This window comes from Micromonospora sp. NPDC005257, assembly GCF_042872445.1.
Taxonomy (GTDB): Bacteria; Actinomycetota; Actinomycetes; order Mycobacteriales; family Micromonosporaceae; genus Micromonospora.
In genome coordinates, this window is the sequence record NZ_JBIAKL010000002.1 from 641414 (window position 1) to 655095 (window position 13682).

Consider the following 13682-nt stretch of genomic DNA (forward strand, 5'->3'; position numbering starts at 1 on the left):
CCTCGCTTCGCTCGGTGCGTTCGCTCATGCCGCGACCGGTTCCTTTCGCTCCGCCCGCTTCGCGGCGTACGCCGCGGCGGCCTCCCGTACCCACGCGCCGTCGGCGTGCGCCTTGCGCCGGTGCGCGAGGCGCTCCCTGTTGCACGGCCCGTTGCCCTTGATCACCCGCATCAGCTCGTCGTAGTCGGGCTGGGTGTAGTCGTACGCCTGGCGCTCGTCGTTCCAGCGCAGGTCCGGGTCGGGGAGGGTGAGGCCGAGCACCTCCGCCTGACCGACGCACATGTCGACGAAGCGCTGGCGCAGTTCGTCGTTGGAGAAGCGCTTGATCTTCCAGGCCATGGACTGGGCGCTGTGCGTCGAGTCGCCGTCGGGCGGGCCGAACATGGCCAGTGACGGGTACCACCAGCGGTCCACCGCGTCCTGGGCCATCGCCTTCTGCGCCGGGGTGCCGTGCGCCAGCGTGTGCAGGATCTCGTAGCCCTGCCGCTGGTGGAACGACTCCTCCTTGCAGACCCGGATCATCGCGCGGGCGTAGGGGCCGTAGGAGCAGCGGCACAGCGGCACCTGGTTGACGATCGCCGCGCCGTCCACCAGCCAGCCGATCGCGCCCACGTCGGCCCAGGTCAACGTCGGGTAGTTGAAGATCGAGCTGTACTTCTGCCGCCCGTCGAGCAGCAGCTCCACCAGCTCGTCGCGGCTGATCCCGAGCGTCTCCGCCGCGGCGTAGAGGTAGAGGCCGTGCCCGGCCTCGTCCTGCACCTTCGCGAGCAGGATCGCCTTGCGCTTGAGCGACGGCGCGCGGCTGATCCAGTTGCCCTCCGGCTGCATGCCGATGATCTCGGAGTGGGCGTGCTGGGCGATCTGCCGGATCAGCGTCCTGCGGTACGCCTCGGGCATCCAGTCGCGGGGTTCGATCTTCTGGTCCGCGCTGATCACGTCTGCGAAGTACGCCTCGACGTCCTCGTCGGGAGCCGCGCCGCCGCGCCGGGACCGCGCCGCCGCCTCGCGCAGCGCCGCCTCCGCGGCCTCCACCTCGCCGAGCAGGCCGCCGCCCGGAGCGTCCTCCGGCGGGGCGAAGTCGTTGCCATACATGAAGCCAGTGTTACAGCTCGGCACGAACCACACCAGGGGGTGTAACAGGTTTCGAGGATCGTCTCGCGTCACCGGGGGTGCGCGCGCCACCATCGGCCCAGGTCGCTGTGATGTCGATCACTCAGCTCCGGCTAAATCCCCCAAGGTAGGCAAAGTGGCTCAATATCCCGCCGACCCGGCAGAGTCACGGGTGTCGAGACCTGTCATCAGGACTGTCCGGAAGTAGACTTCCCCCCGGCAACCCGTTCGGCTCCATGATCGTCACCGTTCAGGCCATCGTCCCCCGGCCTGTCGGCGACCGGGCCGGACCCATGCGGAAGCGCCGGCCCCCCGGCCAGACATCTGGAGTTCACCACTCATGCGACCTCGCGTGACCATGGCGGTCGCCATCGTGGCGATCCTCATCGGTGGCGTCATGCTGGTGCCGGCCGCGTACGCCAAGTTCGGCGCCGGCGCGGGCGGCATCGGCGGCGGCGAGCAGGTCCCGGCACCGGCACCGACGGCGCCGGCTGCGCCGACGCTCAGCGACGCCCCGGTGTCGGTGAACTTCAAGGGCGAGTTCTTCTCCTGGGCCCTGATGGACCGCGAGACCGGCAGGGTCACCGGCGCGCAGAACATGAACCAGACCAGCTCCACCGAGTCGATGCTCAAGGCCTGGATCGTCGCGGACTACCTTCGCCAGCTCGGCGACAAGCAGCCGAGCGCCGGGCTCAAGAAGGCGGCGGTCCTGGCGATCCGGGACAGCGACGACGACGGCGCGAACGCCGTCTACCGGGCGGCGGGCGGCTCCTACAAGCCTCAGCCGGGCGGCCGGCCCGACCCGGTCATCGCCCGCGCGATCCGGATCTGCGGTCTGACCGACACCCGGCCCGGCACCGTGCCCGACTACAAGGGCTGGTGGAGCTTCACCGAGATGTCCCCCCGGGACGCGGCCCGCCTCGGTGACTGCATCGCCGACGGCCGCGCCGCCGGCCCCAAGTGGACCGAGTGGCTGCTCAGCGAGATGACAAAGGTCGCCGGCGGCGTCAACAAGCAGAGCACCCGATCCGGCGGCGGCCGGTGGGGCATCATCGACGGCCTGCCCGCGACGATCAAGGCGCAGGGTCCGGTACACATGAAGAACGGCTGGACGCAACTCGCCTACGACGGCAACTGGCACGTCAGCTGCCTGTCGTTCACCGACAAGTGGAGTCTCGCCGTGATGATGCGGTACCCGGGAAGCGCCGGCCTGCCGTACGGTGCGAAGATGTGCGCCGCCGTCGCCACCCAGCTCGTGACGCCGCAGCCCGGTGCGGCGCTCAAGGTGCCGCAGCAGCCGGTCGGGAAACTCTGATGGCCGGTGCCCGGCGCCGGCCCGGCAGCTATCGGCGCCCGCTCGCGTTCAGCGCCTTGGCTGTGGCCCTCGTCGGCCTGCTCGGCCTCTCCCTGCGTGTGATCCCCGGCTCACCGCTGGAGGCGACCGCGAACTCGCGCCCGGAGCCGACCAGCGAGCGGTCCGGCCAGCAGACCGTCGACCGCGGCGCGAAACCGCGGGTGGCCCCCTCACGGTCCCTCGAACCGCTGCCGTTCCAGGCGAAGAACCTGGACAGTCTCAAGATCAAGGGCTGGTACGGCTGGTCGGTGCTGGACAAGCGGACCGGGCAGATCATCGGCTCGTCGAACATGGGCGAGACGAGCACCACCGCGTCCCTGATCAAGTCCTGGGTGGTGGCCGACTACCTGCGCCTGAGCGCGGAGGACGGCAAGACGCCGAGCAAAGCGAAGCTGGCCGACGCCACGAAGATCATCCGGGACAGCGACAACACCCGTGCCCAGGAGTTCTACCGGAACGTCGGGGACTCCGACTCGATCGAGCGACTGATCTCGATCTGCAAGCTGACCGACAGCGAGGTCGCCGACGACGGCGGCTGGAGCCGTACGCAGCTCTCCCCCCGGGACACCGCCCGCCTCGGGCTCTGCATCGACGACGGCCGGGCCGCCGGGCCGAAGTGGACCAAGTGGCTGCTGAACGAGATGCGCCTGGTCCGCGCCCCCGGTGACTTCGGCATCCGCAAGGCGTTCCCCGCTGCCGAGCAGAAGAAGATCGCCATCAAGAACGGGTGGATCGACCGGCAGGAGGAAGAGGAGTACCACGTCAACTGCCTGGCCATCGGCGACACCTGGACGATGGGCGTGATGCTGCGCAGCCCGTTCGGCGTCGAGGGTGGCTGGGAGTACGGCATGGACGCCTGCGAACGGATCACCAAGGCGCTCATGCGCCCCGCCACCTGAGCCACGCTCAGCCCTGGAAGAACTCCGGGCCGCCGGCCGGCAGCGCCGGCACCTCCCCGTACGCGGCCGCCCGGCGGGCGAACTCGCGCAGCCCGGCCACCTGCCGCTCACCGAGCGAGAAGTCGAGCGCCCGGAAGTACGTGGCGAGCGTCGCCGCGTCGAACGTCTCCCAGCGGGCCGCCGCCTCCGCCACCTGGTCCAGTTCGGCCAGGCACAGGTCGCGCGAGCGCAGGAACGCCTCGTGCACCTCCTTGACCAGCCCCGGGTGGGCGGCGGCGAAATCGCGGCGTACCGCCCAGACGGCGAACACCATCGGCAGGCCGGTCCAGTCGTGCCACGCCTGCCCCAGGTCGGTCACCTCGAGACCCTTGGCCGGCGCCTCGTAGAGCGCGCGCAGCGCCACGTCGCCGATGAGCACTCCGGCGTCGGCCTCCAGCAGCATCTGGGTCAGGTCCGGCGGGCAGCGGAAGTACTCCGGGCGTACCCCGTGCCGCTCGGCGAGCAGCAACTGGGCCAGCAGCACCCCGGTGCGCGAGGTGGAGCCGAGGGCCACCCGGGCGCCGTCCAGCTCACCCAGGGGGCGGGTGGACACCACGTTCACCGAGAGCACCGGCCCGTCGCTGCCGACCGCCAGGTCGGGCAGGAGCAGCAGGTCGTCTGCGTGCTTGAGGAACTCCACGAGCGTGATCGGCCCGATGTCCAGGTCACCGGCGACCAGGGCGGCGCTCAGCCGGTCCGGCGAGTCCTTGTGCAGGTCGACGTCGATGAGCGCGCCGGATCGCATCAACCCCCAGTAGATGGGCAGGCAGTTGAGGAACTGGATGTGCCCCACCCGAGGGCGGGCGATGCGGTCGGCCATGCCCCGACCGTATCGCCGTGGCTCGCGCCGCGCCGCCGGGGGAGCCGATGGAGTGGTGAACTCCGCACCTGCGGCGGCGCCCTAACCGCCGGCCAAGGCGGCGGCCGGCGTGGCCGTGCGGGCGGCGGCCCGCTCGGCGCGTACCGCGCGTCGGACCGGCCAGGCCAGCGCCACCACCACGAGCAGGCCGGCCACGCCGCATCCGGCGACGAGCACGCGCGGACCGGCCACCTCCAGCAGCAGGCCACCGACCAGGTAGCCGCCCATCGCGGCGCCCTGGGCGGCCGCCCCGAAGACGGCGAACGCCCGGCCCCGGGCCGCGTCCGGCACCCGTCGCGCCAGCAGCAGGTTGTTGAAGACGTTGTCGCCACCGTTGCCCACGCCGCCCAGCAGCCAGATGGGCACGAGCAGCCAGGCCGAGGGCACCGCCGCCGAGACCAGCACCGCCAGACCGCAGCCGCCGAGCAGCACCAGCCCGGCCCCGAGCAGCGCGCCGTCGTCGGCGAGCCGGCGGGCGACGCGGGCGAACAGCCACGCGCCGAGCACGATGCCGAGCGTCCAGGAGCCGGTGACCAGCCCGTACACGGTGGCGCTGCTGCCGAGCGTCTCCCGGATGAAGAAGACCTCGATCACGTTCACCGCACCGACCGCGCCGATCACCGCGGCCACGCTGCCGACCATCACCGTCAGCAGCGGGTCGCGTCGGAACCGCCACGGGGGCGCCGCCGCGGCGGCGGTTACGGCGGCAGCCCGGCGGCCACCCCTGCGGGTACGCACGAGCAGCCCGGCCGCCACCAGCGAGAGATAGGTGAGCGCACCGAGGAGCAGCGGCACCCGGGTGCCGAACTGGCCGACCAGGAGCCCGGCCAGCGCCGGTCCGGCAAGCGCGCCGAGCGTGCCGGCGGTCTGGTTGAGCGCGCCGGCCCGGGGCAGGTCCTCCGGCCGCACCATGACCGGCACCAACGCGGAGATCACCGGCTGGGAGACCGCGAGACCCGTGGCGAGCAGTGCCACCAGGGCGATCACCAGCGCCGGGGCCGAGGCGTACGCGAGCGCCAGACAGGTCGCCCCCTGGCCGACCCCGGTGACGATCAGCAGCACCCGGCTGTCCACCCGGTCCGCGAGCCGGCCGGTCAGCGGCGCGAGCACCACGAGCGGCACCGTCGCGGCCAGCAGCAGCCCGGAGACGGCGAGGCCACCGGCGCCGGCGGACTGGAGCGCGAGCGTGAGAGCGCTGGTGACCAGGAAGTTCCCGCAACTGGAGAAGCCGCGCGCGGTGGCCGCGAACCAGACGTCCGGCCAGCGCGACTCGTCAGTTGTGAAGGACATACTTCGAAAGTAATCCTTCACAACTGACGCACGCAACCCCTCAATCGACAGGCATCGCCCGGTACTGCGTCGCCACCGGTCGCGCTCCGGCCGGCGGATCGGTCCGGGTTCGCCGCCGGTACGGCTCCATCAACGCCTGGATCGCCTGGTTCAGCTCGGTCAGCTCCTCGGCGGTCATGAGCAGCATGCCGTCGCTGAACCAGGTCGCCGCGTACCACTCCGGCGACTCGTCGGGCGCGCGGCGCAACCAGTCCCGGACCCGCTCGGCGTCGCGGACCATGTGCGCCTCGACCAGGGCCGCCTCGGCGGCACGCGCCTCCGGGTCGGCGTCCGGCCCCACCTCGACGTGGTACGACGGATTCACCGCCTGCCAGAGCCGCTCGCGGGCGTCACCCCGGCCGGGCGCCTGCTGGACCAGCCCGAACTTCGCCAGCTCGCGCAGGTGGTAGCTGGTGGCGCTCGGCGACAGCCCGGCGATCTCGGCGCACTCGGTAGCCGTCGCACCGCCCTCCAGCGTGCCGAGATGTTCCATGATCGCCATGCGGGCCGGGTGAGCGAGCGCCCGCATCACCTGCGGGTCACTGATCGTCACCCGGCTCCTGCCGGGAAGCGCCTCGGTCATGCCTCAATGATCCCGCGCCCACACACGGCAGGTGCAGCCCGCCACCCGCCAGATCTTGGTACGGAACCGCCCCCATGAGGGCGAGTCCGTACCAAGATCGGCGCGGAGCCCGGAAATTCGGTGGCGTTGCCGGGCGGTGCTCCCGTAGCGTGGAGGGCCGCCCGACGGCCGCGGTGAGCATGCACCGCAGCGGACGTCCCCGCGCCGGGAGCAGGCCAACCGCCCCGGACACGCGAGCGAGCCTCAGTTGAGCCATCGGAGTTCACAGTGCCCGCAACCGACCTTGACGCCACACCCGGCCTCGACGCCGAACTGGCCGCCGAGCGCGCCCACCTCGACGCCTCCCGCGCCGCGCTGACCCGGATGCGGGAACGCGCCCAGGCGCTCTTCGCCACCGGCGACAAGGTGGCCGGTGACTCGTACACCGCCGAGCAGCTCGGCCGGCACATGGCCCGGCGGGTCAAGGAACTGGCCGACGACCCGAACACCCCGCTGTTCTTCGGCCGCCTGGACTTCGGCGGTGACGACCCGGACCACGCCGGGCGGGACTACCACGTCGGGCGGCGGCACGTCACCGACGAGCTGGGCGAGCCGCTGGTGCTGGACTGGCGTGCGCCGGTCTCCCGGTCGTTCTACCGGGCCAGCGCGCGCGACCCGCAGGGTGTCGCCGTACGCCGCCGGTTCGGGTTCAGCGCCGGGACGCTGACCAGCTTCGAGGACGAGCACCTGGACCGGGGCGAGGAACTCGGCACCGCCAGCCGCATCCTCACCGCCGAGATCGAGCGCCCCCGCGTCGGCCCGATGCGCGACATCGTCGCCACCATCCAGCCGGAGCAGGACGAGCTGGTCCGGGCCGACCTGGCCGACTCGATCTGCGTCCAGGGCGCCCCGGGCACCGGAAAGACAGCGGTCGGGCTGCACCGCGCCGCGTACCTGCTCTATCTGCACCGGGAACGGCTGCGCCGCTCCGGCGTGCTCATCGTCGGGCCGAACCGGGCGTTCCTGTCGTACATCGCGGCGGTGCTCCCCGCCCTCGGTGAGGTCGAGGTCGAGCAGGCCACTGTGGAGGACCTGGTCGTGCGGGTGCCGGTCCGCGCGGTCGACGACCCGGCCGCCGCCGCGCTCAAGCACGACGTCCGGATGGCCGAGGTGCTGCGGCGGGCGGTCGAGGCCCACATCGGTACGCCGACCGACCCGATCATGGTGTCGGACGGCTCGTACCGGTGGCGGATCGGGCTCGACCCGCTGCACCGGCTGGTCACCGAGACCCGCCGGGAGGGGTTGCCCTACGCGACCGGCCGGGAACGGGTCCGGGCGCGGGTGGTGGGGCTGCTGCAACGCCAGGCCGAGGCCCGCCGGGCGGAGTCACCGAGCGACGCCTGGCTGCGCCGGATGAGCCGGATCAAGCCGGTCACCGACCTGGTCGACGCGGTCTGGCCGGCGCTCACCCCGGACGGGCTGCTGCACCGGCTGCGTACCGACGCCGACGCGCTCGCCGCCGCCGCCGACGGCCTGCTCACGCCCGAGGAGCAGGAGCTGTTCCGGTCCGGCAAGGTGGGCCGTACCGCGAAGGCGACCCGGTGGACCGCCGCCGACGCGGTGCTCATCGACGAGGTCGCCGGGCTGCTGGAACGGCCCGCCGGCTTCGGGCACGTGGTGGTCGACGAGGCGCAGGACCTCTCCCCGATGCAGTGCCGGGCCATCGCCCGGCGCAGCGAGCACGGCTCGATCACGCTGCTCGGCGACCTGGCCCAGGGCACCGCGCCCTGGGCGGCGACGGACTGGCGGGAGTCCCTGGCCCACCTGGGCAAGCCGGACGCGGCGGTGGTGCCGCTGAGCGTCGGCTTCCGGGTGCCGGCCGCAGTGGTGGCGTTCGCGAACCGGCTGCTGCCGGCGCTCGCCGTCGACGTACCCCCGGCCCGTTCGCTGCGCAACGACGGCACGCTCGATGTGCGTACCGCCGAGGACCTGACGGCCGCGACGGTGGCGGAGGTGCGGGTGGCGCTCGCGCACGACGGCTCGGTCGGTGTGATCGCCGCCGACGACGCTGTCGACCGGCTCCGCGCGGCGCTCGCCGACGCGGGCGTCGAGACCGCGACCGCCGACGACGTCGAGGCCGCGGCGCGCGTCACAGTGGTCCCGGCGACGCTGGTGAAGGGCCTGGAGTACGACCACGTGGTGGTCGTCGAGCCGGCCGCGATCGTGGCCGCCGAGCCGCGCGGGCTGCACCGCCTCTACGTGGTGCTGACCCGGGCGGTCTCCCGCCTGGCCGTGCTACACCGCGAGCCGCTGCCCGCGCCGCTGACGGCCTGACGCGGGCGGCCGGCGCGCTGAGGCGGGCCGGCCGGCGCGCTGACGCGGGCGACCGGCCGTGGCGCCGTGGAGCGGGCGTGGTCAGGCGGTCAGCGCGGCGGCGACCTCGCGCAGCGGTCGACCCGACTCGGCGATCGGCACGGTGAACGACAGCCAGGAACCGTCGGTGAAGTCGATCCGCAGCCGCTTCGGGTTGAGCCGGTGCCAGCCCACCCGCGCGGAGGCGATCTCCGCCCGGGTGGCCGACCACGCCACGGCGGTCTCGGCCAGCGCGCGTTCCTCGGCTTCGCGACCGGCCAGCAACTTGACCCCGCCGGTACGGCAGACCACCAGCCGCCGGTCGGTGACCGCGAGCAGCGTCTCCCGGACCTGGAGGTCGGGCCGGGGCGGGCGGAGCGCGCGATGCAGGCGGGAGGCGGCCGAGCCGGGGGCGCCTCGCCCGGCGATCCCCCAGCCGATCAGGTCGACCAGGCGGTCGCCACGGTCCCAGGTGGCCAGTGGCAGCAGGACGTTGAGCAGCACCGAGCCGACCGTCCGCCGGCTCGGCTCGGCGGTGGGCTCCGGCTCGGGCGGCGGTGCCGGGGCGAGCCCCTGGCCGACGTCGGCCTTGGCGTGGGCCAGGACGCGCTCGCCCGGCTCGACGAGCCGGCCGATCCGGTCGCGGTATCTGGTCTCGTCCATCGGCTCAGTATCGGTCGTGGCCGTGACCGTCGTCGGCGCGGCGCTCCGCCGCGGGGGCGTTGCCCATCACCTCGCCGACGATCTCGCGTACCCGGGCGGCGGCGGCCTCCTGCGCCCGGTTCGCCGCCGCGGTGATCTCCTCGGCGAGCGTGTACGAGTCGAAGCGCATGGCCCGGGCGTTGATGTCGGTGGAGAGGATCTTGCCGTCGGCGGCGGCCACGACAGTGACCAGGCCGGAGTCGCTCACCCCCTCGGCGCTGCTCTGCTCCAGCTCGGCCATCCGCGCGCCGAGTTCACGCTGCCACCCGTCCAGGTTGCGGGCCAGCGCCTCGATCCGGTCCAGGGCCGGGAACGTCATTGCTGCCTCTCAGTTCACGATCGAGTCGAACACGTTCTGCACGCTCTTGCTGTACGGGCCGAGATCCTCGCGGTACGTGCCGTCCACCAGGTAGTTGCGGTCCTTGCGCCCGTCGGAGACGTCGTGCAGGCCCATACCGGTGTCGAGCAGGGCGCCGCCCATGCCGGGGATGTTCACCGGGGAGGTCTGGTTGATGGCGAACTTGCCCGGGAAGAGGACGGCGGCGCGTTCGACCTTGAAGGCGAGCGCCGCCTTCGTGTAGCCGGACTTGTTGAACGCGCTGTACGCCTTCTTGGCCCGGCGCAGCTCCATCACCACCTTGGCGTAGTGCTCGATCAGGTTGGCGACCTTCTGGAGCTTGGTGGCGAGCTTCGTGAGGATCTCCGCGAACCGTGCCACGATCTTGACCATGCGGCCGACGGTGGTGGCGAGCCGCGCCAGCACCCGCACCACAGTGGCGGCCAGGCTCACCCCGGCGCTCAGCACCGCCGCCACCGCGGCGATGATGACCTCGGTCAGGAACCAGAGCAAGAACTCCAGGATCAGCTCGACCAGCAGGTTGAACGCGTCCACCGCCGCGTTCGCGGAGTCGACCAGCACCTCCTTGGTGCCGTCCAGCCCCTCTGCGAGATCCTCCATCGCCGCCTCGATCGACTCCATCGAGGCGTGGAACTTCTCCGCCGCGTCGCCGTCCCAGGCGCCGCGCAGCCGGGCCCGGTCGGCGACCTGGTCACCGGCGATCCGCCGGACCGCCTCTCCGGTGGTCATCGCGAGCTGGGCCGCCCGCATCAGGTCGTCCGGCTCACCGGCGACCAGCTCCAGGAGCTGCTCGAACGGCCACAGCACCGCGTTCGACAGCGGCTTGAACGGGTCGGGCGTGCCCGACACGATCTGCTCGAAGTAGGTCTTGTTGCGCTGGAGCGCCTCGGTGCTCATCCCCGCTCCCCTCAGCCGCCGGCGGTGAACATGGTGTCGTTCGCCAAGTCGGTGTCGTCGTAGGCGGCGGCGGTCTCGGCGAGCCCCACGGCGATCGTCAGCATGGTCTCGGCGCCGTCCGCCAGCCCTTGCAGGCACGCCTCGAACTGCTGCTCGTACGCGGCGGCGAGGCTGAACGACGCGGGCATCACGCCGAAGGAGTGCCGGGCCACGTGGCCGTCGCGGAACGCCCGCTCCAGCTCGCGGAACCGGGACGTCCGGTCCCGGGAGGCGGCGGCGAACGCCCTCAGCGCCTCCGGCTGGACGTCGAGATTCCTGCTCGGACTGGTCACGGACCCTCCCCAGTGTCCGGTTGGAACTTCCACCGTCGTCGACGGCGCCACCAGACTAGGGGATGCCGGCTACCCGGTCAGGGGATGCCGCCGCCGGCGCACGCCCGGCAGTCGGGGGATGCACAGACCTTTTGTCCGGTTCCGGCCCGGGGACCGGCCCGGCGGTGCCACGATGCCGACAGGGCGGGCCAGCGGAGCCGCCCCCGGCGAGAGGGGTCACCGTGAACGGCGTCGAGCCCGGCACGCCCTGCTGGACCGACCTGGCCACGCCCGGGCTGGACGACGCACGCCGGTTCTACCCCGAGCTGTTCGGCTGGACCGGGCAGGTCTCCCCCGAGCCGGACGCCGACGGCTACACCGTCTTCCGCAAGGACGGCAAGGCGGTCGCCGGGGCCGGTCCGCCCGCCACGCCGGACCAGGTGCCGGTCTGGTCGATGTACGTGGCGACCGACGACGCCGACCTGGTCGCGACCCGGGTGGAGGCGGCCGGCGGGCAGGTGGTGGTCTCCCCGTTCGACGTCTCCACACAGGGCCGGATGGCGGTCCTCGCCGACCCGGCGGGCGCCGTGTTCAGTGTCTGGCAGCCGATGGCGATGCGCGGGGCCGAACTGTTCAACGCACCCGGCGCGATGTGCTGGAACGAACTGGTCACCCCCGATCCGGAGAGCGCCAAGGAGTTCTACGCGCTGGTCTTCGGCTGGCACCCGGAGGAGCGTCCCGCCGGACCGGTGGCGTACACCGGGTGGCGCTGCGGCGCCCGCATCGTCGCCGGCATGGTGCCCCGGGCCGAGCCGCTACCCGAAGACCTGCCCGCGTACTGGGCGGTCTACTTCGCGGTGGAGGACAGCGACGCGACCGCCGCGCGGGCCGCCGAGCTGGGCGGCACCATCCTCGTCCCGCCGCGTGACAACCCGGCCGGCCGCAGCGCCGCCCTGCGCGACCCGTCCGGCGCCCTCTTCTCCGTCTCCACCCTCCGCTGATCCGGTCAGGTCGGGCGGACGGGGACCACCAGGGGGCCGTGGTCGCCGGGGATCACCCGGATGCGGGCGCGGTAGTGGCGGGCCAGCAGGTCCTCGGTGAGCACCTCCTCCGGCGGCCCGGCAGCGGCCACCCGGCCGTCGGCGAGCAGGACCAGGCGGTCGGCGTACTCGCCCGCGATGGAGAGGTCGTGCATGGTGGCGAGCACTGTGAGGCCATGCTCGCAGCGGAGCTGGTCGACGAGTTCGAGCACCTCCTGCTGGTGCCCGATGTCCAGCGCGCTCGTCGGCTCGTCGAGCAGCAGCAGGGTGGCGCCCTGGGCCAGCGCCCGGGCCAGGAAGACGCGCTGCCGCTCGCCACCGGAGAGCGTCGCCAGCTCGCGGTGCGCGAACGGGCCCAGGTCGAGCCGGTCCAACACCTCGTGCACGGCGGCCAGGTCGGCGGCGGACTCGCGGCCCAGCGGCGGGATGTACGGGGTACGCCCGAGCAGCGCGTAGTCGAACACCGACATGCCGATCGGTACGACCGGGGACTGCGCCACGGTGGCCACGATCCGGGCGCGGTCGCGGCGGCGCAGCGCGCCGATCGGCGTACCGAAGAGTGCGACCTCGCCCGGGCCGGTCAGCAGGCCGCCGACGGCGCGCAACAGGGTCGACTTGCCGGCGCCGTTGGGTCCGATCACGGTGACCCACTCGCCCGCCGTGACGGTGAGGTCGACGCCGGCCAGGACCGGGCTGCCGCCGAGGGTGACGCGCAGGTCGTGGACGCGCACGGCGGGGGCGTTCACATCGCCACCCGGCGGGCCGTCCGCAGGACAAGCACGAAGAACGGGCCGCCGAGCAGCGCGGTGACCACGCCGATCGGGATCTCGGCGGGGGCGGCGGCGGTCCGGGCGACCACGTCGGTCAGCGCGAGGAAAGCGCCGCCGAACAGCATCGACAGCGGCAGGACCACCCGGTGGCTGGAACCGAAGAGCAGCCGCATGGTGTGCGGCACGATGATGCCGACGAAGCCGATCAGCCCGGACGCGGACACGGCTGCGGCGGTACCCAGTGACGCGGCGGCGATCAGCAGGTAGCGGGACCGCTGCGGGTGCAGGCCGAGACCGGCTGCCTCGTCGTCGCCGACGGAGAGCACGTCCAGCTCGCGCCGATGCAGCAGCACCACCACGGCGGTGAGCACGAAGTACGGCAGGACCAGCCACACGTCGTGCCAGCCGGCGGTGGCCAGCCGCCCGAGCAGCCAGGAGTAGACCTGCTGGATGTTGTCGGAGTGCTGTTGCAGCAGGTACGTCTGCCCAGCGGCGAAGAACGCGGACACCGCCACGCCGGCCAGGATCAGCGTGGCGGGCGACCGGTCCCGCCCGCCGGCCGCGCCGAGCAGGTACGTCAGCATCACCGCGCCGAGCGACCCGACGAACGCGGCGAGCGGGATGGTGATCGGCAGCCCGGTCAGCGCGCCGCCCGCACCGGCGCCGAGGACGATCGCCGCGGTGACCGCGAACCCGGCGCCGGCCGCCACGCCCAGCAGGTACGGGTCGGCCAGCGGGTTACGGAAGACGCCCTGGTAGCAGCCGCCGGCCAGGGCCAGGAGCGCGCCGACGAGCAGCCCGAGCACGACCCGGGGCAGCCGCAGTTCGGTGATGATCGCGATTTCCCGCTCGGTGAGCCCGCTGTCCAGGCGTACCCCGGGCAGCAGGTTGAGCAGTTCGGCCGCGACGCTGCCGGGCGGCAGGCTGACCGGCCCGAGGGAGACGCCCGCGACCAGCGCGACGAACACCGCCACGACACCGGCGAACAGCCAGCGTTTGCGCAGCCCGGCGGGCCGGATCGGGGCACCGGCCGTGCGGCGCCCGGTCAACCGGGGACCCGGCCGGGACGCCCGGGGCGTGCCGGCCGGGTTCGGGGCGGA

General features: G+C 73.0%; 14 protein-coding genes. 4 read left to right on the forward strand and 10 right to left on the reverse strand.

Annotated elements, in window-relative coordinates:
- Positions 1 to 24: 24 nt before the first annotated feature.
- Positions 25 to 1092 carry a 1,2-phenylacetyl-CoA epoxidase subunit PaaA gene (gene paaA, locus ACFYO8_RS06420; RefSeq protein WP_354867799.1) on the reverse strand — a complete coding sequence of 356 codons (1068 nt, stop codon included), beginning with the start codon at positions 1090 to 1092 and terminating at the stop codon, positions 25 to 27.
- A 358-nt stretch (positions 1093 to 1450) separates the two neighbouring features.
- Between paaA and ACFYO8_RS06425 the strand changes: the two genes are divergently transcribed.
- Together ACFYO8_RS06425 and ACFYO8_RS06430 are read left to right on the forward strand one after the other, a co-directional pair.
- The gene (locus tag ACFYO8_RS06425; RefSeq protein WP_354867797.1) at positions 1451 to 2425 is read left to right on the forward strand and encodes a hypothetical protein; all 975 of its coding nucleotides are present in this window, start codon (positions 1451 to 1453) and stop codon (positions 2423 to 2425) included.
- Entirely contained in the window at positions 2425 to 3363 is a 939-nt protein-coding gene (locus ACFYO8_RS06430) for a hypothetical protein (RefSeq protein ID WP_354867795.1), read from the forward strand. The genes ACFYO8_RS06425 and ACFYO8_RS06430 overlap by 1 nt, the downstream gene beginning before the upstream one ends.
- Before the next feature lie 7 nt (positions 3364 to 3370).
- Here ACFYO8_RS06430 and ACFYO8_RS06435 read toward each other — a convergent pair whose 3' ends face one another.
- From ACFYO8_RS06435 to ACFYO8_RS06445, 3 genes are all read right to left on the reverse strand, one after another.
- Positions 3371 to 4222 (reverse strand): menaquinone biosynthesis protein, encoded by an 852-nt coding sequence (locus tag ACFYO8_RS06435; RefSeq protein ID WP_354867793.1) that lies wholly within the window; start codon positions 4220 to 4222, stop codon positions 3371 to 3373.
- Positions 4223 to 4303: 81 nt separating this feature from the next.
- Positions 4304 to 5551, reverse strand: coding sequence for an MFS transporter (locus ACFYO8_RS06440; protein WP_354867791.1), 1248 nt, complete (start codon positions 5549 to 5551; stop codon positions 4304 to 4306).
- A gap of 40 nt (positions 5552 to 5591) precedes the next feature.
- The gene (locus ACFYO8_RS06445; protein WP_354867789.1) at positions 5592 to 6173 is read right to left on the reverse strand and encodes a winged helix-turn-helix domain-containing protein; all 582 of its coding nucleotides are present in this window, start codon (positions 6171 to 6173) and stop codon (positions 5592 to 5594) included.
- Between the two features lie 267 nt (positions 6174 to 6440).
- On the opposite strand from ACFYO8_RS06445, the gene ACFYO8_RS06450 reads away from it, so the two are divergent.
- On the forward strand, positions 6441 to 8486 hold the full coding sequence (locus ACFYO8_RS06450; protein WP_354867787.1) for an AAA family ATPase: 2046 nt from the start codon (positions 6441 to 6443) through the stop codon (positions 8484 to 8486).
- Between the two features lie 81 nt (positions 8487 to 8567).
- Here the strand turns inward: ACFYO8_RS06450 and ACFYO8_RS06455 are convergent, their stop codons facing one another.
- From ACFYO8_RS06455 to ACFYO8_RS06470, 4 genes are read right to left on the reverse strand one after another with little or no spacing between them, the layout of a single operon-like run.
- The gene (locus ACFYO8_RS06455; RefSeq protein WP_354867785.1) at positions 8568 to 9167 is read right to left on the reverse strand and encodes a hypothetical protein; all 600 of its coding nucleotides are present in this window, start codon (positions 9165 to 9167) and stop codon (positions 8568 to 8570) included.
- Between the two features lie 4 nt (positions 9168 to 9171).
- Positions 9172 to 9525 (reverse strand): YbaB/EbfC family nucleoid-associated protein, encoded by a 354-nt coding sequence (locus ACFYO8_RS06460; protein ID WP_354867783.1) that lies wholly within the window; start codon positions 9523 to 9525, stop codon positions 9172 to 9174.
- Between the two features lie 9 nt (positions 9526 to 9534).
- On the reverse strand, positions 9535 to 10461 hold the full coding sequence (locus ACFYO8_RS06465) for a WXG100 family type VII secretion target (protein ID WP_354867781.1): 927 nt from the start codon (positions 10459 to 10461) through the stop codon (positions 9535 to 9537).
- Between the two features lie 11 nt (positions 10462 to 10472).
- Positions 10473 to 10793, reverse strand: a complete 321-nt coding sequence (locus ACFYO8_RS06470; RefSeq protein ID WP_354867779.1) for a type VII secretion target — start codon at positions 10791 to 10793, stop codon at positions 10473 to 10475.
- Positions 10794 to 11014: 221 nt separating this feature from the next.
- Here ACFYO8_RS06470 and ACFYO8_RS06475 point away from each other — a divergent pair, with 221 nt between their 5' ends.
- Complete coding sequence (locus ACFYO8_RS06475; protein ID WP_357708727.1) at positions 11015 to 11773, forward strand: VOC family protein; 759 nt, start codon at positions 11015 to 11017, stop codon at positions 11771 to 11773.
- A 5-nt stretch (positions 11774 to 11778) separates the two neighbouring features.
- On the opposite strand, the gene ACFYO8_RS06480 is transcribed toward ACFYO8_RS06475, so the two are convergent.
- Positions 11779 to 12558 (reverse strand): ABC transporter ATP-binding protein, encoded by a 780-nt coding sequence (locus ACFYO8_RS06480; protein ID WP_357708724.1) that lies wholly within the window; start codon positions 12556 to 12558, stop codon positions 11779 to 11781.
- Entirely contained in the window at positions 12555 to 13631 is a 1077-nt protein-coding gene (locus ACFYO8_RS06485; RefSeq protein ID WP_354868419.1) for an iron ABC transporter permease, read from the reverse strand. Before ACFYO8_RS06485 ends, ACFYO8_RS06480 begins: the two co-directional genes overlap by 4 nt.
- Between the last annotated feature and the right edge of the window lie 51 nt (positions 13632 to 13682).

What these genes read in the sequence shown, in the direction of transcription:
- paaA (WP_354867799.1), bottom strand. Translation starts at nt 1,092, where the DNA reads ATGTATGGCAACGACTTCGCCCCGCCGGAGGACGCTCCGGGCGGCGGC.
- ACFYO8_RS06425 (WP_354867797.1), top strand. Translation starts at nt 1,451, where the DNA reads ATGCGACCTCGCGTGACCATGGCGGTCGCCATCGTGGCGATCCTCATC.
- ACFYO8_RS06430 (WP_354867795.1), top strand. Translation starts at nt 2,425, where the DNA reads ATGGCCGGTGCCCGGCGCCGGCCCGGCAGCTATCGGCGCCCGCTCGCG.
- ACFYO8_RS06435 (WP_354867793.1), bottom strand. Translation starts at nt 4,222, where the DNA reads ATGGCCGACCGCATCGCCCGCCCTCGGGTGGGGCACATCCAGTTCCTC.
- ACFYO8_RS06440 (WP_354867791.1), bottom strand. Translation starts at nt 5,551, where the DNA reads ATGTCCTTCACAACTGACGAGTCGCGCTGGCCGGACGTCTGGTTCGCG.
- ACFYO8_RS06445 (WP_354867789.1), bottom strand. Translation starts at nt 6,173, where the DNA reads ATGACCGAGGCGCTTCCCGGCAGGAGCCGGGTGACGATCAGTGACCCG.
- ACFYO8_RS06455 (WP_354867785.1), bottom strand. Translation starts at nt 9,167, where the DNA reads ATGGACGAGACCAGATACCGCGACCGGATCGGCCGGCTCGTCGAGCCG.
- ACFYO8_RS06460 (WP_354867783.1), bottom strand. Translation starts at nt 9,525, where the DNA reads ATGACGTTCCCGGCCCTGGACCGGATCGAGGCGCTGGCCCGCAACCTG.
- ACFYO8_RS06465 (WP_354867781.1), bottom strand. Translation starts at nt 10,461, where the DNA reads ATGAGCACCGAGGCGCTCCAGCGCAACAAGACCTACTTCGAGCAGATC.